The sequence below is a fragment of the Halomonas sp. AOP12-B1-6 genome, from assembly GCF_052379225.1.
GTDB classification, from domain to species: Bacteria; Pseudomonadota; Gammaproteobacteria; order Pseudomonadales; family Halomonadaceae; genus Vreelandella; species Vreelandella casei.
Genome location: NZ_JBQSYK010000001.1, coordinates 222,391 through 245,231, shown reverse-complemented (window position 1 = coordinate 245,231; position 22,841 = coordinate 222,391). Strand labels below are relative to the sequence as shown.

Annotated in this window: 15 protein-coding genes; 9 read left to right on the top strand and 6 right to left on the bottom strand. The window is 53.3% G+C overall.

The genetic code is table 11. The annotated features are described in order from the left end of the window. Window positions 1-34 precede the first annotated feature (34 nt). The 9 genes from ACT3TR_RS01130 (at window position 35) to rnk (ending at window position 9,824) form a co-directional block, all read left to right on the top strand. The gene (locus ACT3TR_RS01130) at window positions 35-1,201 is read left to right on the top strand and encodes a nucleotide sugar dehydrogenase (protein WP_192535885.1); all 1,167 of its coding nucleotides are present in this window, start codon (window positions 35-37) and stop codon (window positions 1,199-1,201) included. A 141-nt stretch (window positions 1,202-1,342) separates the two neighbouring features. Beyond that, entirely contained in the window at window positions 1,343-2,947 is a 1,605-nt protein-coding gene (pgm, locus tag ACT3TR_RS01125; RefSeq protein ID WP_096281143.1) for a phosphoglucomutase (alpha-D-glucose-1,6-bisphosphate-dependent), read from the top strand. Beyond that, window positions 2,940-4,004 (top strand): dTDP-glucose 4,6-dehydratase, encoded by a 1,065-nt coding sequence (gene rfbB, locus ACT3TR_RS01120; RefSeq protein ID WP_192535886.1) that lies wholly within the window; start codon window positions 2,940-2,942, stop codon window positions 4,002-4,004. Before pgm ends, rfbB begins: the two co-directional genes overlap by 8 nt. 138 nt (window positions 4,005-4,142) lie before the next feature. Continuing rightward, the gene (gene rfbD, locus ACT3TR_RS01115; protein ID WP_192535887.1) at window positions 4,143-5,036 is read left to right on the top strand and encodes a dTDP-4-dehydrorhamnose reductase; all 894 of its coding nucleotides are present in this window, start codon (window positions 4,143-4,145) and stop codon (window positions 5,034-5,036) included. A gap of 84 nt (window positions 5,037-5,120) precedes the next feature. Further along, window positions 5,121-6,050, top strand: a complete 930-nt coding sequence (rfbA, locus tag ACT3TR_RS01110) for a glucose-1-phosphate thymidylyltransferase RfbA (RefSeq protein ID WP_444624720.1) — start codon at window positions 5,121-5,123, stop codon at window positions 6,048-6,050. 59 nt (window positions 6,051-6,109) lie between these two features. Beyond that, the gene (gene rfbC, locus ACT3TR_RS01105) at window positions 6,110-6,664 is read left to right on the top strand and encodes a dTDP-4-dehydrorhamnose 3,5-epimerase (RefSeq protein WP_192535888.1); all 555 of its coding nucleotides are present in this window, start codon (window positions 6,110-6,112) and stop codon (window positions 6,662-6,664) included. Between the two features lie 99 nt (window positions 6,665-6,763). Beyond that, window positions 6,764-7,624 carry a UTP--glucose-1-phosphate uridylyltransferase gene (locus ACT3TR_RS01100; protein ID WP_096281133.1) on the top strand — a complete coding sequence of 287 codons (861 nt, stop codon included), beginning with the start codon at window positions 6,764-6,766 and terminating at the stop codon, window positions 7,622-7,624. A gap of 283 nt (window positions 7,625-7,907) precedes the next feature. Further along, entirely contained in the window at window positions 7,908-9,260 is a 1,353-nt protein-coding gene (gdhA, locus tag ACT3TR_RS01095; RefSeq protein ID WP_442347313.1) for an NADP-specific glutamate dehydrogenase, read from the top strand. 150 nt (window positions 9,261-9,410) lie between these two features. Beyond that, window positions 9,411-9,824 carry a nucleoside diphosphate kinase regulator gene (gene rnk / locus ACT3TR_RS01090; RefSeq protein ID WP_096281131.1) on the top strand — a complete coding sequence of 138 codons (414 nt, stop codon included), beginning with the start codon at window positions 9,411-9,413 and terminating at the stop codon, window positions 9,822-9,824. 6 nt (window positions 9,825-9,830) lie between these two features. Here the strand turns inward: rnk and rfaH are convergent, their stop codons facing one another. Genes rfaH through ACT3TR_RS01060 form a run of 6 tightly spaced genes read right to left on the bottom strand, consistent with a single transcriptional unit; the run spans window position 9,831 to window position 22,841 of the window. Beyond that, complete coding sequence (gene rfaH, locus ACT3TR_RS01085; RefSeq protein ID WP_444624721.1) at window positions 9,831-10,394, bottom strand: transcription/translation regulatory transformer protein RfaH; 564 nt, start codon at window positions 10,392-10,394, stop codon at window positions 9,831-9,833. Between the two features lie 32 nt (window positions 10,395-10,426). Then, entirely contained in the window at window positions 10,427-11,740 is a 1,314-nt protein-coding gene (locus ACT3TR_RS01080) for an aminotransferase class I/II-fold pyridoxal phosphate-dependent enzyme (RefSeq protein ID WP_444624722.1), read from the bottom strand. Next, on the bottom strand, window positions 11,737-19,179 hold the full coding sequence (locus tag ACT3TR_RS01075) for a type I polyketide synthase (protein ID WP_444624723.1): 7,443 nt from the start codon (window positions 19,177-19,179) through the stop codon (window positions 11,737-11,739). The genes ACT3TR_RS01080 and ACT3TR_RS01075 overlap by 4 nt, the downstream gene beginning before the upstream one ends. Beyond that, window positions 19,176-20,801 carry an LTA synthase family protein gene (locus ACT3TR_RS01070; protein ID WP_444624724.1) on the bottom strand — a complete coding sequence of 542 codons (1,626 nt, stop codon included), beginning with the start codon at window positions 20,799-20,801 and terminating at the stop codon, window positions 19,176-19,178. The genes ACT3TR_RS01075 and ACT3TR_RS01070 overlap by 4 nt, the downstream gene beginning before the upstream one ends. After that, on the bottom strand, window positions 20,794-21,606 hold the full coding sequence (locus ACT3TR_RS01065) for an SDR family NAD(P)-dependent oxidoreductase (protein WP_444624725.1): 813 nt from the start codon (window positions 21,604-21,606) through the stop codon (window positions 20,794-20,796). The genes ACT3TR_RS01070 and ACT3TR_RS01065 overlap by 8 nt, the downstream gene beginning before the upstream one ends. Next, complete coding sequence (locus ACT3TR_RS01060; protein ID WP_193062396.1) at window positions 21,603-22,841, bottom strand: capsule biosynthesis protein; 1,239 nt, start codon at window positions 22,839-22,841, stop codon at window positions 21,603-21,605. Before ACT3TR_RS01060 ends, ACT3TR_RS01065 begins: the two co-directional genes overlap by 4 nt.

Here is a 22,841-nt window from a genome sequence, read left to right as displayed (position 1 = left end):
TCTTTTCTGGGCTAGTTTTTTAGGGGCTATCAGTATGAAAATTGCCGTTGCAGGAACCGGCTATGTAGGGCTTTCCAACGCGATGCTGTTAGCACAACACCACGAGGTGGTCGCAGTGGATATTGTGCCGGAGAAAGTCGAGTTGCTGAATAATCGTCTCTCGCCGGTTGAAGACGCTGAAATATCAGATTTTTTAAGTCGCAACGATCTGCACTTTACGGCTACGTTGGATGCTGAACAGGCCTACGCGGGTGCTCAGTTCGTGATTATCGCAACCCCCACGGACTACGACGCGGACACTCATTATTTTAATACTAAAAGCGTCGAAGCTGTTATTGAGCAAGTCATGCGTATTAACCCTGAGGCAGTGATGGTGATTAAATCCACCGTGCCGGTGGGATACACCAAGGATGCTTCGGAGCGTTTTAGTACCCAAAATCTTATTTTTTCGCCTGAGTTTTTGCGTGAAGGCAAGGCACTTTACGACAACCTTTACCCCTCGCGCATCATTGTCGGTGAGCGCTCTGAGCGGGGCGAGACTTTTGCTGGCCTTCTCAAGCAAGGGGCGCTGGCAGCAGAGGTTGAGGTGCTGCTGACTAATAGCACCGAGGCCGAGGCAATTAAGCTATTTGCGAACACGTATCTGGCAATGCGGGTGGCTTATTTCAATGAATTAGACACTTATGCGGAAACTCACGGCTTAGATGCCAAGCAGATTATTCAAGGTGTTGGTCTCGACCCGCGAATTGGTAAGCATTACAACAACCCAAGCTTTGGATATGGCGGTTATTGCTTGCCGAAGGATACTAAGCAGCTGCTCGCCAATTATGCGGATGTGCCGAGTAATATGGTACAAGCGATTGTGGATGCTAATCGCACGCGCAAAGATTTTATTGCTGAATCAGTGCTGCGCCGCAATCCGGCCGTGGTAGGCGTTTATCGGCTTATCATGAAAACAGGCTCGGATAATTTTCGTGCCAGCGCTATGCAGGGTGTTATGAAGCGTATTAAGGCAAAAGGTGTAGAGGTGGTTGTTTATGAACCGGTATTGCAAGACGACAAGTTCTTCGGCTCAACCGTGATGCGTGATTTAGCCGCCTTTAAAGACAAGTGTGACGTCATCTTGACTAACCGAATGGTGGCTGAGCTTAGTGACGTAGAAGCGAAAGTATATACCCGCGACCTGTTTGGCAGTGATTGAAAAACAGGCAGCGTTGAAATGGCAGCATTAATGATGGTATGGCCCCTTGTTCAGGGGCTTTAGTTATTATGGTTCTCGTTATTATAGACTTGACACTTGTGGTCATCGCTTGCGGGTCTTGTTGTTAAAAGGAGTTTACACATGGAAGCCATTTTAAAGGCGTTTTACGAACAACGGCCCGATGCTAGCGTGGCTAAAGAGCTAGTCTCGTTTGGCACATCCGGTCACCGTGGCCGCTCACTTGAGCGAACGTTTAATGCATCACATATTTATGCGATCACCCAAGCGGTCGTTGACTATCGACGTGAAGAGGGCTATCAAGGGCCGCTGTTTTTAGGCTTTGATACTCATGCGCTTTCCCGCCCGGCATGGGAGTGCGTGCTCCAGGTGCTGGCCGCTAACAAGGTGGCGGTCTTTGTGGAGAAAGCTCACGGCTACACCGCGACACCCTTAGTTAGCCACGCCATTTTGCAACATAATCGTCCTCAAGGTCAGATTGAGCCTAGTACCGCATTGGCCGATGGCTTGATCATTACCCCATCACATAATCCTCCTGAAGATGGTGGCATTAAGTACAATCCCTACCATGGCGGCCCCGCTGATACGGATGCGACGGGCTGGATAGAGCAACGCGCAAATGAATATCTGCTTCGCCAGTTAGACGATGTTCTCACCGTCTCTATCGAAGAGGCAATTGCCCACGCTCAAGAGTACGATTACACCGCGCATTATGTGGCTCAGCTTGGCACCGTGGTGGATATGAGCGCGATTCAGAAGGCGAACCTAACGCTGGGTGCTGACCCGATGGGCGGCACGGCGCTGCCGGTATGGCAGGCGGTCGCGGCGCATTACCAATTGAATCTTGAGGTGGTGAATACCACCATTGATCCTGATTTTGCGTTTATGCCGCCGGATCACGACGGTAAGATCCGTATGGATTGCTCAAGCCCCGCTGCCATGGCCAATCTATTAAAGGTTAAAGACCGCTTCGATATCGCCTTTGGTAATGATCCTGATGCGGATCGTCACGGCATTGTCGATGCTAGCGGACTGATGAACCCCAACCACTTTTTAGCCGTGTGTATTGATTATCTGATCATGCATCGCCCAGAGTGGGCAGCCACCTTGAAAATAGGTAAAACGCTGGTCTCATCTTCCATGATTGATCGCGTGGTGGCTTCCCATCAGCGCGAGCTTTATGAAGTGCCGGTAGGTTTTAAGTGGTTTGTGGAAGGCCTGCATGAAGGTTGGTTGGCCTTTGGTGGCGAAGAAAGTGCTGGTGCCAGCTTGCTGACTTGCGATGGAAGTGCATGGTCTACTGATAAAGACGGCATTGTGTTGTGTCTTTTAGCGGCTGAGATCATGGCGGTAACGGGCAAAACGCCTAGTGAGTATTACCGTGCGCTCACTGAGCGTTTTGGCGAGCCTTTCTACAAGCGTGTTGACACTACTTGCTCGCCTGAAGAGAAAGCTGCGTTTAAAAAGTTAAGCGCAAAGAGCGTGAACGCAAAAAATCTGGCAGGTGATGCTATTACTGCTGTGCTAAGTGCTGCACCGGGTAACGGCGCTTCTATTGGCGGTATTAAGGTCACGACTGAAAGCGGCTGGTTTGCCGCACGCCCCAGTGGCACTGAGTCACTTTACAAAGTTTATGCAGAAAGCTTTAAAGGCGAGCAGCACTTAGATGAGCTGATTGAGAGTGCCCTGGTGTTATTGTCGAGTGTGTTGAGATCCGTTGATGAGTAAAATGTTTTTAATTACCGGCGGCGCTGGATTTATTGGTTCTGCAGTTATACGCGAGCTTATTCAGAATACAAATCACCGTGTAGTGAACGTAGACAAACTCACTTATGCTGGTAATTTAGAATCGCTGGCGAACGTTGAGGCCAGTGGACATTATGCTTTTGTTCAGGCTGATATTTGCGATGCTAATATCATGCAGCAACTGTTTGAGCAGTATCAGCCTGATGTGGTGATGCACCTTGCCGCAGAGAGTCATGTCGATCGTTCTATTGATGGCCCGTCAGAATTTATTCAAACCAATGTGATTGGCACCGCTGTTCTACTGGAAGCTGCGCGGAGCTACTGGAACGGCTTGCAGCAACAAGATGCTGTCAAAGCTAACGCCTTCCGTTTTCATCATATCTCGACCGATGAAGTGTATGGTGATTTAGACGGTACCGATGACCTCTTCACGGAAGATACTTCCTACGCGCCGAGCTCGCCCTATTCGGCTAGTAAAGCCAGCTCCGATCATTTAGTACGTGCTTGGCAGCGCACTTACAGCCTGCCAACGTTAGTCACTAACTGCTCGAACAATTACGGCCCGTTTCATTTTCCAGAAAAGCTTATTCCTCTGATGATTCTTAACGCCTTAGCCGGTAAGCCAATGCCGATATACGGTGATGGGCAGCAGATTCGTGATTGGCTTTTTGTTGAAGACCATGCACGCGCGTTGATTAAAGTAGCTAACGAAGGTCAGGTAGGCGAAACCTATAACATTGGAGGTCACAACGAGAAAGCCAATCTTACCGTAGTGGAAACACTGTGTGACCTGCTGCAAGAGCTTGTGCCGCGCAAAAGCTCATACCGTGACTTGATCACGTTCGTCACTGACCGACCAGGCCATGATGTCCGATATGCCATTGATGCTAGTAAAGTTGAGCGTGAGCTAGGCTGGGTGCCAAATGAAACGTTCGAAACCGGCCTGCGCAAAACGGTGCAATGGTATTTAGCGAATGAGACTTGGTGGAAGCGCGTCCAAGATGGCAGCTATCAAGGTCAACGACTAGGCAGCCTTTAACACTTGTATGTGGCTACCTCATGCCCTGTAGGTAAATTAACTTAGCTGCTCTGCTAGTACATTCGTGGAGAAGATACATAGCGGCTTCCCAGGAAGCTTGCTTAGCAAGACGCCCTCACATTTAGCAATAAGGTTTCTATGGCTATCTTAATAACCGGCGGCAGCGGCCAGGTCGGCTTTGAACTTCAGCGTGAGTTCTCGCTCTTCGGTCCTATTCTGGCACCGACACGACATGAGCTTGATTTAACTAATGCCCATGCAGTGGATGCCTACTTAAATGAGCACAGACCCGAGCTAATTCTTAACGCTGCTGCTTACACAGCGGTCGATAAAGCCGAAAGTGAACCTGCGCTCGCCAAATGTCTTAATGCTAAGCTACCGAAACAGCTTGCTGGATATGCTGCTAAACACGATATCCCGTTAGTGCATTACTCAACCGACTACGTCTATCCAGGGGATGGTGTTATTCCTTGGCGGGAAGATAGTTCTACCGCACCGTTAAGCGTTTATGGCCAAACCAAGCTAGAAGGTGACCAAGCGGTTAGTCAAAGTGGTGCAAGCTGCTTGATTTTTCGCACTAGCTGGGTTTACGCTGCCCGCGGTAACAATTTTATGAAAACAATGCTGCGCCTGGGTTGCGAGCGCGAGGGCCTGACCATCGTCAATGATCAAGTCGGTGCACCGACTCCTGCGCGCCTTATTGCTCAGATAACGCGTCTTGCCTTAATTACTCACCACTCGCCACCCATTATTGGCATCCCAACCGGCATTTACCATCTGTCTCCGCAAGGCGAGACAAGCTGGCATGGATTTGCATGCGAAATTTTTGAGCATGCTCTTTTATTAGGTAAAAAGCTGGCTATTAAGTCTGAGCGCGTAGCGAGTATAGCCACGGCAGCTTATCCTACACCAGCACAGCGCCCGCTCAATTCACGCATGGCGCTTGGTAAACTCGAAGCTGCACTGGGCATCACCATGCCCACTTGGCAAAGCCAGCTATCGCTAACGCTTAAAGAGCTTTATGAGAAGTGAATAGTGAGCATCAGAAGCAACTTACTTCAACTTCATCAGTCCCGCTTTATCTTTCACACCTTAATACTGACGGATAATTAGCCCATGAACACCTCTCCCATTAATCATAACGCTGCATATAGGAAGGGCATTATTCTTGCGGGTGGCTCTGGTACACGGCTACATCCTATTACACGGGGTGTTTCCAAACAGCTGCTGCCAATTTATGACAAACCGATGATTTACTACCCGATATCGGTGCTGATGCTGGCTGGCATCAGAGAAATTCTGGTTATTTCCACGCCTGAAGACCTTCCTCAGTATAAAAATTTACTGGGTAGCGGTGAAGATTTTGGGTTGAGCATTGAGTACCTTGAGCAGCCTAGCCCCGATGGATTGGCCCAAGCATTTATTCTTGGTGAGGAATTTATCGGTGATAGCTCTGTTTGCTTAGTGCTTGGCGATAATATTTTTCACGGCCAGCACTTCTCTGATCAGTTAAGGCGTGCCAGTGGTCATGCGAAGGGAGCGACAGTATTTGGCTATTTGGTGAAAGATCCTGAACGCTTCGGGGTCGTTGAATTTGATGAGACGGGTAAAGCCATATCCATTGAAGAGAAGCCTCAAAAGCCAAAATCGACCTATGCTGTTACCGGGCTCTACTTTTACGATAATGACGTTGTGGAAATTGCCAAGGCTGTGAAGCCCTCCGAGCGCGGTGAACTAGAAATTACCAGTGTTAATAATGCCTATTTAAAGCAGGGCCGTCTTCGCGTAGAACGCTTAGGGCGTGGCTTTGCTTGGTTAGATACAGGCACTCATGACAGTCTTCTTGAGGCCAGCCAGTACGTTCAGACGATTGAGCATCGGCAAGGGCTTAAAATTGCATGCCTGGAAGAGATCGCTTGGCAGCAGGGCTGGATTGACGACGACCACCTAGGTTTGCTCGCAGCACCCCTTGCCAAAACCCAGTATGGTCAATATCTCCAGCGCCTTTTGAAAAGTAAAAAGCACACAGTGACGGGCGAGAAGTAAGTCAATGGCTACCATCCCTCGACACTCATAACTCACTATTCACCATTGACGGTTTAATAATGAAGTACGAGAAGCTCGCCATCTCTGATGTGGTTCTGCTCACGCCGCAAGTTTTCGGCGACGAGCGCGGTTTCTTTATGGAAACCTTTCGCCAAAGTGAATTTGAAACTAACTGTGGCAACTATCAGTTTGTGCAAGACAATCATAGTAAATCTGTGCAGGGTATATTACGGGGTTTGCACTACCAATATCAGAAGCCCCAGGGAAAATTGGTGCGCGTTATTAGTGGCGAAGTGTTTGATGTTGCAGTCGATATGCGCACAAACTCATCTACATTTGGCCAATGGGTAGGAGTGCTGCTAAGCGCAGAAAACAAACATATGCTGTGGGTTCCTCCTGGCTTTGCGCATGGCTTCTACGTCACCAGCAATGAAGCTGAGTTTCAGTACAAGTGTACGGATTATTACGCGCCGGGTGATGAGGTATCCGTGCATTGGCAAGATGCTGACTTAGCGATTAATTGGCCGCTAGCGGATGGTAAGCTGCCAACACTATCAGGTAAGGATGCTGACGGGCTGGCATTTTCTGACGCTCCTTGCTTTTCGCATGGTTGAATAGCGTGTTATCGCTGGGTAACCCAATAAATGGTATCAGCAAGGCATTCGACTAGTTCACGAATCAAGTAACTTGTAATTTAATCAAGGAGGCTATAAATGACGCAGGTGCGTAAAGCGATTATTCCCGTGGCAGGTTTTGGTACCCGTTTATTGCCGATCAGTAAGGCAATTCCCAAAGAGATGGTGCCGGTAGTCGACCGCCCCTTGATTCAGCATGTGGTGGAAGAGGCGCTGGCGGCGGGTATTAATGAGATTATCCTGGTAACGCGATCCGGAAAGTCCGCCATTGAAGATCACTTCGATGCGCATGCCGAGCTTGAAGACTCACTGGCTAGCAAAGGTAAAGATGCGTTGCTGGAAGTATTGGCAGCCATCGCGCCACCGCAGTTAAAAATCACCAGCGTGCGTCAGCCTAATGCAAAAGGCCTTGGGCATGCGGTGTTTTGCGCAGCTCATTTATTAAGCCAGAACGAGCCTTTCGCTGTGATTCTGCCCGATGTGCTGGTCAAGCCACAGGCGGGTGATGCTCGCTGTGATCTTGGTGACATGGTGATGCGTTGGGATGCGAACAGCGCCGCGCAAATCATGGTGGAAGCCGTGCCGGAGAATGAAGTGTATCGCTACGGCATTGTGGACTGTGGCGGCAGCGAACCGAATGCTGGTGAAAGCGCTGATATGCGTGGCGTGGTTGAAAAGCCTAAGCCAGAAGAAGCGCCTTCGCGCCTGTCTGTCATTGGGCGCTACGTGTTGCCTTTCCGTGTGATGGAGCTATTGAGTGACCAGTCACCCGGTGCCGGTAACGAGATCCAACTGACCGATGCGATTGACCGTTTAATGCAGGAGGGGCATTCAGTGCAGGCTTTCCGCATGACCGGCCGCACCTTTGATTGCGGTCACATTGAGGGCTGGTTGAAAGCGAATACTGTTCTCGCTCGAGAAGCAGGTTACGACGTATAGGCCTCTTGCCACACACATTGGCGCTGCCTTTTAGGCAGCGCCAAAGACTAACAGAAGATTATTGAAAGCCTTTAATTTCACTGCTCTTCGTTTAAAAAAGGTTTATTTGATTTATCCTGCGCACCAGCTTTGTGCAAAATATTATAGACTTTGGTCTTAATTTTGCGCATAAACACGTTATACCAAACCGGCATAGGGTATGCAGGAAGACGCGCCCGCAGTTAAATACGACAACGCTCTGGCCAGCCCACTGATTTTTGAAACTGCAAGGGTATGTCGCTCTATGCCTTACGTTCACGACACGCTTACTCGGCTTGCCAAAAGCAGCCCTGCCCAATCAGAATTTTATCAAGCCACAGAAGAAGTGCTTGAGTGCCTGCGGCCGCTGTTTGAACGCTCTCCGCACTATCTTGATCACAGTATTATCGAGCGAATAGTTGAGCCGGAACGCCAGGTGATGTTTCGCGTAAGCTGGTTAAACGATGCTGGTCAGGTCAAGGTTAATAAAGGCTACCGCGTCCAGTTCAACTCTGCGCTTGGGCCCTATAAAGGCGGCTTGCGCTTTCACCCTAGCGTTACTTCGGGCACCATCAAATTTTTGGGGTTTGAGCAAATCTTCAAGAACGCTCTGACGGGTTTGCCCATCGGTGGGGGAAAAGGGGGCTCCGATTTTGACCCCAAAGGTAAGTCCGATAATGAGATTATGCGGTTTTGTCAGTCTTTCATGTCGGAGCTGTATCGGCATATAGGTCCTAATAGCGATGTTCCTGCTGGTGATATCGGCGTGGGAACACGTGAGATAGGTTACCTTTTTGGCCAATACAAACGCCTGACAGGCCGTTATGAAGGCGTGCTAACGGGTAAAGGGCTTAGCTGGGGCGGCTCGCTTGGCCGCAAAGAAGCGACGGGCTATGGCGCCGTCTACTTTGCCCAGAATATGCTGGCGGCGCGAGATGAAACGCTAAGTGGCAAAACCTGCTTGGTGTCTGGGGCAGGCAATGTCGCTATCTATACCATCGAGAAACTCTACGAGCTAGGCGCCAAGCCAATCACGTGCAGCGACTCTCAGGGGACTATTCATGACCCCGACGGTATTGACCTTGATTTGCTGAAGGAGCTTAAAGAAGTTAAGCGGGTTTCTTTAGAAGCGTATGTCAATGAGCGGCCTGATGCGCACTATATTTCCGTGCGTGATTATCCTAAGGGTGGCCATGCTGTATGGCATCTGCAAGGTGATGTGGCTTTCCCTTCCGCCACGCAAAATGAGCTAACGGAAATCGATGCGCGGGTAATGCTAGCCAACGGCGTGCGCTGTGTGAGTGAAGGGGCCAACATGCCCTCTACTACAGAGGCGGTAGACCTCTTCTTGGAAGCAAAGATTGACTATGGCCCGGGTAAGGCGGCTAATGCCGGGGGTGTCGCGACGAGCCAGCTGGAAATGGCGCAGAATAGCAGCATGGAGCGTTGGCCGATGGAAAAAGTCGATCAAAAGCTCAAGCAAATCATGAGTGATATTTATCAGCAGTGCGCTACTACGGCGGAAGAGTTTGGTGAGCCGACCAATTTAGTCCTAGGGGCTAATATAGCCGGCTTCCGAAAAGTCGCTGATGCCATGATTGAGCAAGGCGTCACCTAATCGCCTTTCTCATGTGAATCGCCTATACTGGTGGCAGACAGTCCTTCCCTTCTGGGGGAGGGCTGTTTTTGTTGGTAGCTTTTCATACCGTTAATTCATCTTCAAAACAAATTAAGTTTTTGATTTTGTTGCTTTCTAAGGAGAGTAAGCATGGGGCAGCGTCCTCCTATTACCATTAACCGTCTTGATGCCGAGCGCCTTCAGCGCCTGATTGATAATGCATCTGACAAGGACTTGATGGTGGCGGAACTACTCGAAGAAGAGTTGTCTCGTGGGGAAGTTATCGATCCTCAAGAAATTCCTGACGATGTTGTCAGTATGAATAGCCAGGTGCGTTTTACCGATTTGTCTAGGGAGCGCAGCATGGTTCGCACCTTAGTGTACCCACACTTGCTGGACAGTGTGGCTGATGGAATTTCAGTGATGGCCCCCATCGGTGCAGCGTTGATTGGCCTCAAGGTCGGCAGTGTCATCGAGTGGCCATTACCTAATAACACCGAAGTGCGCCTGCGTATCGATGCTATCGTTTGGCAGCCAGAGCGCGAAAAGCAGTTTCATCGCTAGGCGACGCTAGGATTTCACCAAGTTATCCACAGGCAGTTCGATGTGCTGAGGGCGCTGCAAAACATTGAGTAAAACGATAGCGCGCTCTTCGCCTTTGCAGCGTGAAAAGATAGCTTCTAAGTCTTTAAATGGGCCGTCGGTAATGGTGACTTTCTCTCCGGCGCAGAAGTGGCTATGAATGCCTTCCTGGCGATGTGGCTGTGCACGTAACGTTTCGACCAGCGATGCGGGCACAGACACTGGCCTGTCGCCGAAAGTTAGCAACCGAAGGACACCACGGGTGGAGCGAATGGGTCGCCAGTTGCTGACTATCTGGTCTAAACAGATAAACAGGTAATAAGGAAACAGGGGCTCAACGACAGTGGTTAGCTTGCCTTGACGTTTGCGTTGGGCATTCAGTACCGGGTGGAACACCTCATAACCTTGGTTAGCGAGGTGCTCCGCAGCGCGAAATGACTCGCCTCCTTTACACTGAATAACATACCAGGAGGAGACTGGGTTTTTGGAGACCAGGTTTTCAGAGGCTATGTTTTCAGAGACTATGTTGTCAGAGCTTTCGTCGACGTCCATACGATCATCCTTAGCCTTAACGTGCTGATTTATTAAGGCAGCAGCTTGGCGAGTGCATCTAGCGTTTGATCAACCTGCGACCGAGTGTGATCACACGAAAGGAAAAAACGTAGCCGTGCGCTTTTTTCAGGAACCGCCGGGTGCAAAATCGGTTGTACGTTAATGTGCTCGGCTAGTAGCCCGTGGGAAAGCCGGGCGGCGGCGGCAGAGCTGCCAATAATCACCGGTACGACCGCCGCACCGATGCTTTTACCCGTATCCAGCCCGCGTGCTTTTGCCTGTTCAAGGAAGTAGCGCGAAATGCTGTGAAGTCGCTGTACGCGTTCCGGCTCCTGCTGAAGGAGCTCCAAGGCCATCAATGAAGGCGCTGCCACCTGGGCAGGCATCCCAACGCTGTAGAGAAAACCTGGCGCGAGGTAGCGAAGCATTTCGACCAGCGGTTTGCTGCCGGCAATATAGCCTCCGCAGCCTGCCATGGATTTACTCATGGTGCCCATCCAGATATCCACGTCCTGCGAGTCGATATCAAAGTATTCGCGTAACCCCAGGCCGGTGTCCCCCATCACGCCAAAAGAATGTGCTTCATCAACCATTAGCCATGCCTGGTAGCGCTGCTTAAGCTCGATAAAACGGGGTAGCTCAGGGACATCGCCATCCATGCTGTAAAGCCCTTCAATCACCACCAGAACACGTTCAAACTGATGCCGATGACGGGCTAGCAGAGCTTCCAGCGCTGCTGGGTCGTTATGGCTAAACGACATGCGTTTGGCGCCTGATAGCTGCGCACCGACTAACGAGCTGTTGTGAATATATTCATCGTGAAGTACCAGGTCTTTCGGGCCAAGCAGGTAGCCAAGCGTTGACACATTGGTCGCGTGGCCGCTAACAAAGGCAACGGCATCTTCAACGTCATACGCCTTAGCAATAGCCTGTTCCAATTCCTGATGAATGGGCCGCTCACCGGAAACCACGCGACTGGCAGAAACCGATGTGCCATAGCGTGCTACGGCATCACAGGCGGCCTGGTTAATCCGCGGATCGCCGGAGAAGCCAAGGTAGTTGTAGCTGGCAAAATTAATGCAGGTTTGTCCATTGATGACGCTGGTCGCTCCTGCGGTGCCTTCATGCACTTTAAAGAACGGATCGATCAGGCCCAACTGCTCTGCAGCTTGACGCATCATGGCAATTTGCTGATAGCCAGGCTGGGCATCAAAGCGTGTGAAACGCTCGGGCACCGAGCGCTGCTCGGCCCCTTCAGATGAAGGGGCATTGCTAGCACGCGACGTGGAACGTCTGCGTGCTTGTTCTAGAAGCTGTTGTTTCAGGTCAGAGCGCTTAGCGGTCATGATGTCTCGGTTGTCGATGATGATGTCGCGGGCACCGGCTCGGCGGCCAATTCTTCACTGCCGAAACCCTCCGTGCCGTGCTGTGCAGCCAGCGAAGCAATCGCATTCTGCGAGTCGTCGTCAACGTCGTCGTGCTGATGCATTTTTTGAATCAACACACCCGCCAATTTATCCAATGTCGATGCTTCACTGAGCACCATGACTGACACCTGGACGCCCAAACGGTTCTCAATGGCCGTCATTAGCTCAACACCCATCAGCGAGTCAAAGCCCATGTCGTAAACCGAGCGATGAATATCGAGCTTCTCTTCATCAATCAGCAAAATGCTGGCCAATTCGGTGCGCAGTAGCTCCGTTACCGTGCTGTGCAGCTCCTCAGGGGAAAGGTCGGCCAGCAGGGCACTGATGTCATCGTCTGCGTCCACGCTGCTATCGTCGTCGCTGGCGCGGGCAATTTCGTTAAAGCGAGGCGCGTCAGCTGTTGGCAGGAAGCGAGCAAGCGCACCCCACTCAAGCTCTAGCACGCCCAGGCTTGGCCCTGGCGTTAACAGCATTTGTTCGAGCACGTTAAGAGCGTCATCTGAATGCAGCGCCGAACCGCCTAGACGTTCTTGCAGCGCGTCCCGAGTGCGGGTGTTGCGGGCCAAAAAGCCGACATCGTCAATCGCGCCCCAGCGGACACAGGTTGCTGGCAATCCAGCCGCACGGCGGTTAGCGGCAAAGCCTTCTAGCCAGTGGTTAGCAGCCACGTAGTTGGCTTGGCCCGGGTTGCCGAACAGCGTAGTGGCAGAAGAATAGAGAATGAAGAAGTCCAGCGCCGCCTCGCGAGTTAGCGCATCTAAATGACGGGCGCCGTCGATTTTGGGTGCCAATACCTTCTGGATCCGTTCGGCATCTAAGTTGCGAATCAAGCCATCGTCAATCACCGTGGCGGCGTGAACAATGCCACGCAGAGGCGCGAGCTCGCTTTTCGCCCGCTCAAGTACCGCTGCCAGTGCGGAGCGGTCGGTAATGTCGCAGGCCAAGGCGAGTACCTTAATGCCTTGCTGCTCAAACGCCGCGATAGCTGCTTGAGCCTCTTCTGTGGCGGGGCCGCTGCGGCTAAGCAGAATCAGCTGCCGCGCGCCTTTTGCTACCAGCCACTGAGCCGTTTTTAAGCCAAAGCCACCGAGGCCGCCCGTCACTAAGTAGCTGGCCTGTTCAGGGAGCGCCATTGTCGCCGTGCCTAATAAGTCGTGCTTGGGCGGTGCAATGGGCTGTTCGTAAGTCACAACCACTTTGCCAATCTGACGCGCCTGCTGCATATAGCGGAAGGCATCGATCACCTGGCTGTGGCTGAACGAGGTAAACGGCAGAGGGCTCAGAGTGCCGTCATTGAACAGTGCCATCATTTCGCCAAACAGGCGCTGGGTGAGCGCAGGTTGTACCTTCATGAGCTGGTCCGAATCGATGCCGAAGTAGCTCAGGTTGTTGCGGAAAGGGCGCAGGCCAATGTGAGTATTTTCATAGAAGTCGCGCTTACCTAGTTCTAGAAAGCGACCAAACGGGCGCAGCGCGCGTAGGTTCTGATTGATTGCTTCCCCGGCTAGCGAGTTAAGCACTACGTCAACACCTTCGCCCTGGGTATCTTCGAGAATCTCTTCTGCGAAGGTGAGCGAGCGTGAATCGTAAAGCCGCTCGATGCCCATCAGGCGCAGAAAATCACGTTTTTCGTCAGAGCCGACCGTAGCGTAAATTTCCGCTCCCAGCCACTGAGCGATTTGTATAGCCGCGATGCCCACACCGCCTGCTGCGCCGTGAATCAGTACCTTTTCGCCTGGCTCTACCCGGGCCAAATGCTTGAGCGCGTAATAGACAGTGAAGAAAGTGGTGGGAATGGTGGCCGCGGCGGCAAAGCTAATGCCTTCCGGTAATGGCGCAACGGCATGCTGGCTAGCGATGACGCAGTCACTGAAACTGGCCGGGCCGAAGCCCACTACGGCTTGCCCCGGTGTCACGTGCGTCACGTTGCTGCCCACGGCTTCAACCACGCCCGAAAACTCAAGGCCTAGCGTTGGCCCGGCAAAGCCGTTTTCAATCGCTTCATCAGAAAGCAGGCCCAGGGTATACATGACATCGCGAAAGTTCAGCCCAGTGGCTTTAACGCGAATTTCCACTTCGTCAGCACTGGCTGCCGGCAGAGGGCGCGGGCGCCATGCTAGCTGGCGTAGCTGGCCGGGCATAGCAAAGCCCAGCGTCATCGCCTGGCGGGGCTGCTCGCTTGAGGTTGCCGTTTCAGGCTGCGGCGCAGGTAGCGTACGTAGCCGTGTGGCAAAGCGGTGGCCTTGGCTGTCGATCAGCGCTTCGTTTTCGCTATCGGGCTGGCTGAGTAGCTTCGCCCATGTATCAAGAGCCGGCACGCTAATGGCCGCCGGTATATCCAGCAGATAAACGCTGTGCCCTACGGCTTCATTGGCAAGCGAGCGGCCAAAGCCCCATAGCACAGCATCACCGGGCGCATCGTGATCATCTGGTGTGTGGCTAGCGCTTTGCCAAAGCGAGCTAAGGCCTCGGGTGACCAGCCATAGCGAGGCCGCGAGCGACTGCTGCTCTAATGCCAGCGTCCACTGCAAGGCGTGCTCGCAGCGTGCAGTTTGCTCGGCTGTGCTGCTAGCGCCTAGCCCACGTAAGTCGATCACATTAAGCGTTAGGTCACTATGATTCGCTAACATTGGTTCGGACAGCGCATCGGCCAATAGCGCAGCAGGCACTTTTTGGCTGATGCTGAGCAGGGCAGACGCGCCCAGTTGCTGTAGTGTTTCAACCAAGCTTGCAGCGACTGTTTTGCTAGCTGAATCAGCGACCACTAAGTGGCGACGTGAGAGTGCACTGGAAATTGTTTCAACTGATTTTTCGGGATAATGCGCATGCAGAAGATAAGCACCGCTGCCGCTTTCTTCTAGTGCCATAGGCGCAGAAACGACAAAGCCTTGATCGTTTAGCCAGCCGATCAACGTATCTTGTTCCAGCGCGGTTTGATCAATATCCGGTGTGGCCAGCAGATCATCAAGCCAGCGGCTGGGAACAATGCCAATAAGCATTAATTGAGCGCCAGGGGCGAGCTGCGTGGGTAGCGCTTCAATTAACTGGCGCGTGGCTGTGGGCTGAGTGACATTGACGCTGGCGAATGCCAGCTGTGCTTTTTCAGCGCAAGCGGGCTCAGTAAGCGAGGAAAAACCTTCTTGACTCAGGTGCTGTACGTCCATCAGCGGGAAGCGTTCTTGCAACTGCTCTGCCTGATGACGGGCGGTGTCGTGGGTGGTAATCACACGATAATGGCTGAGGTCGCTATTGGCCGCGTGCCTGCTGCGTTCCAGCAAACGCTCGCCCAGCGCGGGCGCACTAGGGCCGGCTTCCAGAAGCTGCAGACGCTGCCCGGCGGGTAGGGACGCTAACAGTGCATCTACCAGCTGCCCCAGCTCGCCCGCGATGGCTTGCCAACCGCTTTCACCCACTAGAACACGATTTAAGCGCGCTAAGTGGTCATGGCTAATGCCTAAAGAGTCTAAGTCGCTAGTGCCGCTGCGCAGTGCATTTTGATGTAGTCCTAAACGGCCTACGAGGTGAATCGGGGCAAAGTAGTCCGGGTAGTCTTGCACCAGCAGTTGCCAGATAACGTCTGGCGAATGCTGTGCTTGATCTGCTTCTTGCGACGTTTCTTGACCTGTTTCTTGAGCCAGGCTTTGCTGGGCAAACGCATCGCTCAGGCTATCAAGCAACGGCGCTACTTCATTGCCATAGCGCTGGCCGGTTCGTTCAGTGTAAATACTGACGATATTGGCCAGTTGCGCCAGTGCTTCGGCTGGTAATGTCAGCGGTTTGGCCTGAAGTGGCGCTGGCGTAAGCTCAATATCAAGATAGCTAAAGTGCTGATGATGGGCGCGGTTGAGGCGAATTGCTTTAAAGCGAGTTTTGCTCAGTACGGCAACAGCGTTCCCGGCCGCGTCATACAGCTCAAAATCAGCGGTAAACGAGTGCGGTGCACGCTTGCCCATCACCGCACGGGCTAATACGGGCGCGCCTGCCTGGGTATTTACCTGAATGCGCCCAACGCGTACCGGCACAAAGGCCAGCTGTGCGGCAAACTCGCTGTGCTGCGCGAGCAGCGGTATAAACATTTGAAAGGCGCTGTCCAGAATACCGGGGTGTACGTGCAGCGTGGTGAGCTGCGCTTGAACCGCCTCCGACAGGGCAATTTCGCCGATGACCGCATCGCCTTCAATCCATCCGCGTGAAATGGCTTGAAAAGAAGGGCCGTAGTGAAGGCCAATGCGCTCGGCCATTTGCAGATGATCGTTTAGCGTGTAGTCCGGCGCGCGACTGGGGAGCGCAGGTGCTTTGCGATTAAGCAGGAAGCCACGGCTCTCACGCATTGTGCGTGCCACGGCATTCAACTGCCATTCACTGCTGGTAGCTGGTTCGCGCGAGTGAATTTCTAGGCGACCGTCTTCGGGCAGATAGGCAAGGCGCATGGTGCGACCATGAGTGCCGTCTAGCAGCAGCGGGGCGCGAATTTCTAGCTCTTCTATATCCAGCAGCGGAGTATCTTTTAGCTGCAGCGCTGCCGCGAGCATGAGCTCGACAAACCCGGCGCCGGGGAAGACTGCCCCTTCGCCAACGACGTGGTCTGCAAGCCAGGGCTGGCGCTGGGTGTCGAGCTGGCTTTCCCACGTGTGTTCATGCTGAGACAGCGAGTAGCCCAGCAGTGGGTGCTGATAATAACGGCCGAGCAGGCCTTGGCTGTCGCTGGTGCTTTGCACCCAGTGATGCTCACGTTGCCAGGCATAGCGCGGTAACGGTACGCGCTTACCCTCAACGGGGAAAAAGTTGCTGTCTAGAGCAAGGCCGCTCAGCAGCAGCTGGCTTAAGCAGCGCTGTAATCCGTCAAGCCCTGACTTATGGCGCTCAATGGTGCCAAGAACGAGGCCCGGGCATTCTAACTGGCGCAGAGAGTCGTTGAGATAACGCCGCAAGATAGGATGTGCGCCGATCTCGATAAACACGTTATGGCCTTGCTGAATCAATGCGCTGGCAGCATCGTCAAACAGCACCGGTTCACGGATATTTTTCCACCAGTAGGTGGCATCTAGATCACGACCATCAATCAGTGTGCCGGTCACGGTGGAATAGTAGGGAATTTGCGTGGCCTGGGGGGCTATGTCGGCCAGTGCATGAATGACGCCAGCCTCAATGCTATCCATCGCCGGGCTATGGAAGGCGTAATCCAGTGGCAAACGCTTAGCGAAGATGCTCTTGTCGCTCAGGGCCGCTTCCAATGCGCCTAGCTGTGCGCTGTCGCCTGCCAACGTAATGCCTTTCGGGCTATTAATGCCGGCCAAGCAAACGTTATCGAATGCCGGCTTTGCCAGCCATTCAGCAATGTCGTCGGCGCTGATAGCGACGGCGGTCATGACGCCTTGGCCGCGAGTTTTACCTTGATAGTCGCTACGGAAGTAAATGACTTTGACCGCATCTTCCAGACTTAGCGCGCCGCTGGCCCAGGCGGCGGCAACTTCACCGACGCTATGGCCGAAAACCGCGGTGGGCGTAATGCCTTGATGGCGAAGCCACTCTGTGAGCGCTACCTGCAGCGCAAATAGGGCAGGTTGGGCTATCTCAGTCAGCGCAAAACGGTCTTGTTCAGCCGGGGCTTGGGCCTGCGGGTTTTCAGTATTGCGACCTTCAAGCTCGGCGCGTAAAGAGAAATCACCGTACTGCTGAAATAATGCATCAACACGGTCTATCGCCTCAGCGAAGACCTGTGAATCCTGTAGCAGGTCACGCCCCATGGTTTCCCACTGACAGCCGTTGCCGTCGTAAACAAAAACTGGCCCCGCCGCGTTGGATAAGCGCGTAAGTAGGGTGGTGCTTTTGGTTTCACCCGCTGCAAATTTACTCAGAGCGATAGCCGCTTCTTCTGACGTCTGAGCAAAAAACAGGGCGCCATGGCTATGCTGGTCGCGGCGGTTAAACAGGGTATGGGCGATATCGTACAGCGGCGTAGTGCCGTTTTCGCGCAAATAGCTGGCCAGCGCATCGGCGCTTTGTATGAGCGCGGCTTCGCTACGCGCGCTAAGGCGAATGGGTAGTCGTGCGCCGGGTGTTTGTGGCGTTGGCTGAGTTCGCTCAGGTGGGCTTTCTAAAATAACGTGGGCATTGGCCCCGCCAAAACCGAAAGAGTTAATGCCAATAACCAGGCGGCCCTGTTTTTTTAGCGCTTGGCCCTTGGTAACCACCGACAGATTCCACTCATCAAATTTGATGCGCGAATTGAGTTTGCGAATCCCAATGGTGGCCGGTACTTCACGGTGCTGAATGCTATAAAGCGCTTTTGCTAACCCAGCAACGCCAGAGGCGGTTTCCAGGTGGCCAAGGTTGCTTTTAACCGAGCCAATCAGTAGCGGTGTTTTACGGTACTGACCGAGCGCCTCGCCAATGGCGCGAGCTTCAATCGGATCGCCCACCGCGGTGCCTGTGCCATGAGCTTCTAAGTAGTCGATCTCATCGGGTGCTATGCCCGCCTGCTGATAGGCGCGCTTCATCAAGTCAATCTGGGCGTTGGGGTTAGGGACGGTCAGGCCGGATTTGTGACCGTCGGTGTTAACCGCAGAACCTGCCACAACGGCTATAATATTGTCGCCATCGGCAACCGCTTGATCATACTCTTTGAGCAGGAAAATGCCGGCGCCTTCCGAGCGCACATAGCCATTTCCGGAGTCATCGAATACCTGACAGCGGCCCGTCGGCGAGAGCATGCTGGCTTTGGAGAAAATAATAAAACCGTAAGGGTGCAGGTGCAGGCTAATGCCGCCTGCCAGCGCCATATTAGTTTCACCACTGCGAATCGATTGGCAGGCCTGGTGAAAGGCCACCATGGAAGACGAGCAGGCGGTATCCAGCGACATGCTGGGACCATGTAAATCGAACACATATGATAGACGGTTCGATGCAATGCTCGACGTATTGCCAGTGGCGGTTGAGGCATCAATCGCCGCCATATCGTCTGCGATGCGATAGGAATAGTCTAAGCTTGCGACGCCTAAAAATACCCCGCACTGGCTACCGCGCAGGGAGCTGGGTGTAATGCTGGCATCTTCCATGGCCTCCCAGGCGAGCTCTAACAGCATGCGCTGCTGAGGATCCATATTGGCCGCTTCGCGAGGCGAAATGCCAAAAAACTCAGCGTCAAACCCGCTGATATCACCCAAGCTACCGGCGGCAAACGTCACGCTGGTGCCGGGGTGGCGTTTGTCAGGGTGCTGGAAAGCTTCATGGCTCCAGCGGTCGGCTGCCACTTCAGTGACTAAATCTTTTTCGGCTTGCAGGTCCTGCCAGAACGTTTCAGGGGTGGTGCCGGGGAAACGATGGGCGGCGCCGATAATGGCAACGCGTTTAGTCATTCTTGCTCCTGAGGTTCTGGTTCTGCCTTGATCATAACGCTACTTATATCGTGTCCAAACACTTGTTTGAATAACTGGACGCCAAGTTCGTTTGCGGCTAATTCGTAAGGTTCGTTGGCGCTTGCCAACCGTTCGCCTGCTGCTAACAAGTGCTGTGCTTCCGGGCCCTGCGTTGACCATATCATGTAGGGGGTGCGGCTATCCGGCGGCGTAAAATATTCATAGGCCTCCGGTAGAATGGGCACATGGTCACCATACCAGCCTAGCAGCCCCTGCCTATTTGCTGTATTTAATGCATTCTTAACGCTCGCTAGCATCTTGTCCGATTCACCAAGATGGTGCAAATAGACAGCAAGATCGCGTAAATGATCCGGTAATGGCCAAGGCGCGCCGGGCATAGTCGAGGCTAGCGTGTCTTGACTGGGCGTTTCTAGATGCAGCGGGCCGTGATTCTCCATGGTGATCACAAAAACAAATAGCGGCCTATTATCGTCATCTTCAAGCAGGCGTCCAATCTTTCGTGCCACCGCTTGGTCACTGATATATTGACCTGCTTTGTCATTGCTCTCAAATGCACTGATATCAATGAACTGGTCAAAGCCCATTTGCGGTATCACTTTGTGGCGAAAATAGAAACTTGCCAGGTAGGGATGCACGCAGACCGTACGGTAACCTGCTGCTTTAAAAGAACTTGCCAAGCTGGGAAGCGTGTGACGTGATAACGTACGGTAAGGATTGAATTGGCGCGCGCCCCATTCCTCAGGTGCGATGCCCGTTAGCACAGCGCATTCAGTGCGAACAGTATTGGCGCCCCAGGCAGGCACGTTTAGCGGGCCGTGAAGCGTAGCGTTTGCGCGGGTGGTATCAAAATGATGCAGAAGACCGCTGTCAACGTCGTCACACCACGAACGTGGGTCAAAGAATGACTCGCTCTGAATTAATACCACATTGGGTAGTGATTGCTCAGTTGGGTGCGCTTTCGCTACCTCTGTTAATGCATGAAAGGGCGATTGCTCAGGCTTAGGCACGGGGGCGCGCATAAGCGCCACGCCGTAGGCCCAGAGGCTAGCAAATAGTCCTAGCTGGTGCATGTCGTGTACGGGTTGCAACGTGATGGCAGGCTGCTTGGGCAGGCTAAATGACAGGAGCAGCACGCCTATCGCAATGATCTCAAACGCACCGATTAAAAAGCGGCTCGCGCCTTCGCTTGTGACAAGCGACGTTTCCCAATAGAAAAAAGCGCCAATAGCCACAGCCCCTGCGCTGCTGGCGGCAATCGCTAGCCCAACGCCAAAGAAAGGGACGTATAAGCGTGGGTGCAACATGGCGTCCCAAAAGTATTCAAAATCGTGGCAGATAAACGGCTCGTTGAGCGTGCGTGATTTGCTATTGCTCGACTGAATAACAACCAACTGCAGCGAAAGCACCACCACTACCGCAAACCAGGGGCGCTGTAGGAGCAATGCCAGCAGCCCAAAGAGCAGCAGCCAAGAGCCGATATGGGTGACATTAACCGCTATGCTGCGCTGCCAAAATGGGCGCGGTCGCGGGTTAAGCAAGGCTTCAAAGGCGCTGCAAATTATCAGGCCCACAAGGAGTGGCCACATAAGTGCACTAATCATGAGGTGTCTCCCCGTGATCATTAAAGCCCAGACGTTGAATTAGCCACTGAGAAATGCCAGCGGGCAGTACGGCAAGCCACCAGGTGCCAAAGTTGAGCGGGAATGGAAAGCTGATGCGCGAGCGATTAGCCGTGATGCCGTGCTTAATCACCTTAGCGGCGCGCTCGGGTGGCCACTCCCAAGGTTTGGGCCCAGGCATGGCGTCACACATGGGGGAGGTAACATAGCCGGGCATCACCACTGTCACGCCAATGCCGTGAGGGGCAAGCCGCCCGCGAAGGCCTTCGCCGTAGGCTTTTATGCCTGCTTTGCTAGCGCTGTAGCTCGGCGTAGTGGGCAAGCCGTGCCATGCGGCAAGCGAGCTAATAAAGACCAGCTGGCCGCTGCCGCGGCTTTGCATAGCCGGTACTAAATGCTGTGCCATCGCGATAGGCGTCTTGAGGTTAAGGTCTAGCAGCGCTTGTACTTCTCCCCAGGGCTCTAACATGTCCGCTCCTTGGGGGTGGGTGTTTTTGCCCGCATTAGCGATGACGATATCCGGAACTTGCTTGGCGCATAGTTCGTCCAGCCACGCCTTTAGAGCATGATCATCGGTTAGATTGATGGTCGAAAGCGTGACCTTTGCACCCTGATGGCGGCAAATCTCGGCCAGGGCCTCTAGTTTATCCTGCTGTCGCCCGTGCAGAATTAGCTGCGTATTCGGAGCTGCGTAGGCACGCGCCAGGGCGCCGCCAATGGCACCGGTCGCGCCGGTGATCAGGACGCACCGGTGGTGGTTTGCAGCCGTTTTCTGAAGGGTGGTCATAGCAGTTCCTCCAGCGGCGACGGGCAGGCTTCGAGCACCCGCGCGGCGTTGTCGACGGCTAAATCGATGCTAGGCTGGCAGTAATAGCCGCCATTGATTTGAACCGCATGCATCACCGTTTTCTGAAAATAGCCAAACAGCTCTGCGCTAGGCGGCTGTGGCTGCTGCCAGAAATCTTCAAGGATGCCTTGGTCGGTGAGCCCCGCGAGATTGTAGATGGGGTCGCTTAGTGCGAACGTTGGGCAATGTTTTTCAAGCGAAACGATACCCACCGTACTATTAACGGTTACGTTGCCTTTGGCGTGCTTGAGCAGCGCGTTAAGGTCGCCAGATTCCAGGTACACAATGCGCCCTTGCAAGCCGTAATGATCAGCGAGCCGGCTGATGATTTTAGGGTAGTTGGCAAGGCCCATATCCAGTGGGTGATTCTTAATGCACAGCATCGCATCGCTGGGTGCGTACTTCGCAAATGAGCCCATGACATGCTCCATCACTTCCTGCATATCGGCGTAGGGAGAGTGGTGGCGGATCTGGGCATCGCTGTTTAATTGCAGTGGCAGCATAAAGTAGGGGCGGCCGCTCTCAATCAGTTGTTTGATACGCTGGGCGTCGCGTTTTTTCCAGAATTTTAGCTGGGTGAAGCGCTTAACGTAGCCTGCATACTCAACGGGGGCGTTAATCGGCGCGTGATTGCGGTAGCGGGGCGCGACTAGCGGGTTCGCCAGGCCAGCCAAATGATAGCTAACGTCATGCATCGCGCGAATCTTAAAGGAGGATCGAAAGCGTACCGGGGCGGGCAGCTCGGGCAACGCTTTGCCTGTCTCGTAAAACCAGCGTGGATCACGGGGCAGCAGCGAATGACCATTAACGCCGTCACGCTCTAAGGTAATCCAAAAGGGGCGAAAGTAGCCTTCCTCAAAGACATGAGTGCGTACGCCAGCTGCCTCCGCATTATCGACCGCGGGGCGGTGAATAGGCCGACGATCACCAAACATCACTTGATCAGTAATGGCATATTTTTGCCAAAGTGCTTTGATGTAACCGGGTAGCTCGTCTTCAGCGCCGCGAAAGAGGTGGTTTTCTCCATGGGTGCGCTGCCAGTAGGCGATATCGCCCGCATTGAAGTTGACCTTTACAACGCGATGCCCGTCATTCACCAAGCGCTTGGCTAAGCGAGGATAAAACGGTGAGCAAACGCCCTGCAAAAATAAGAATGCACGCTTCGGATGCTTCAA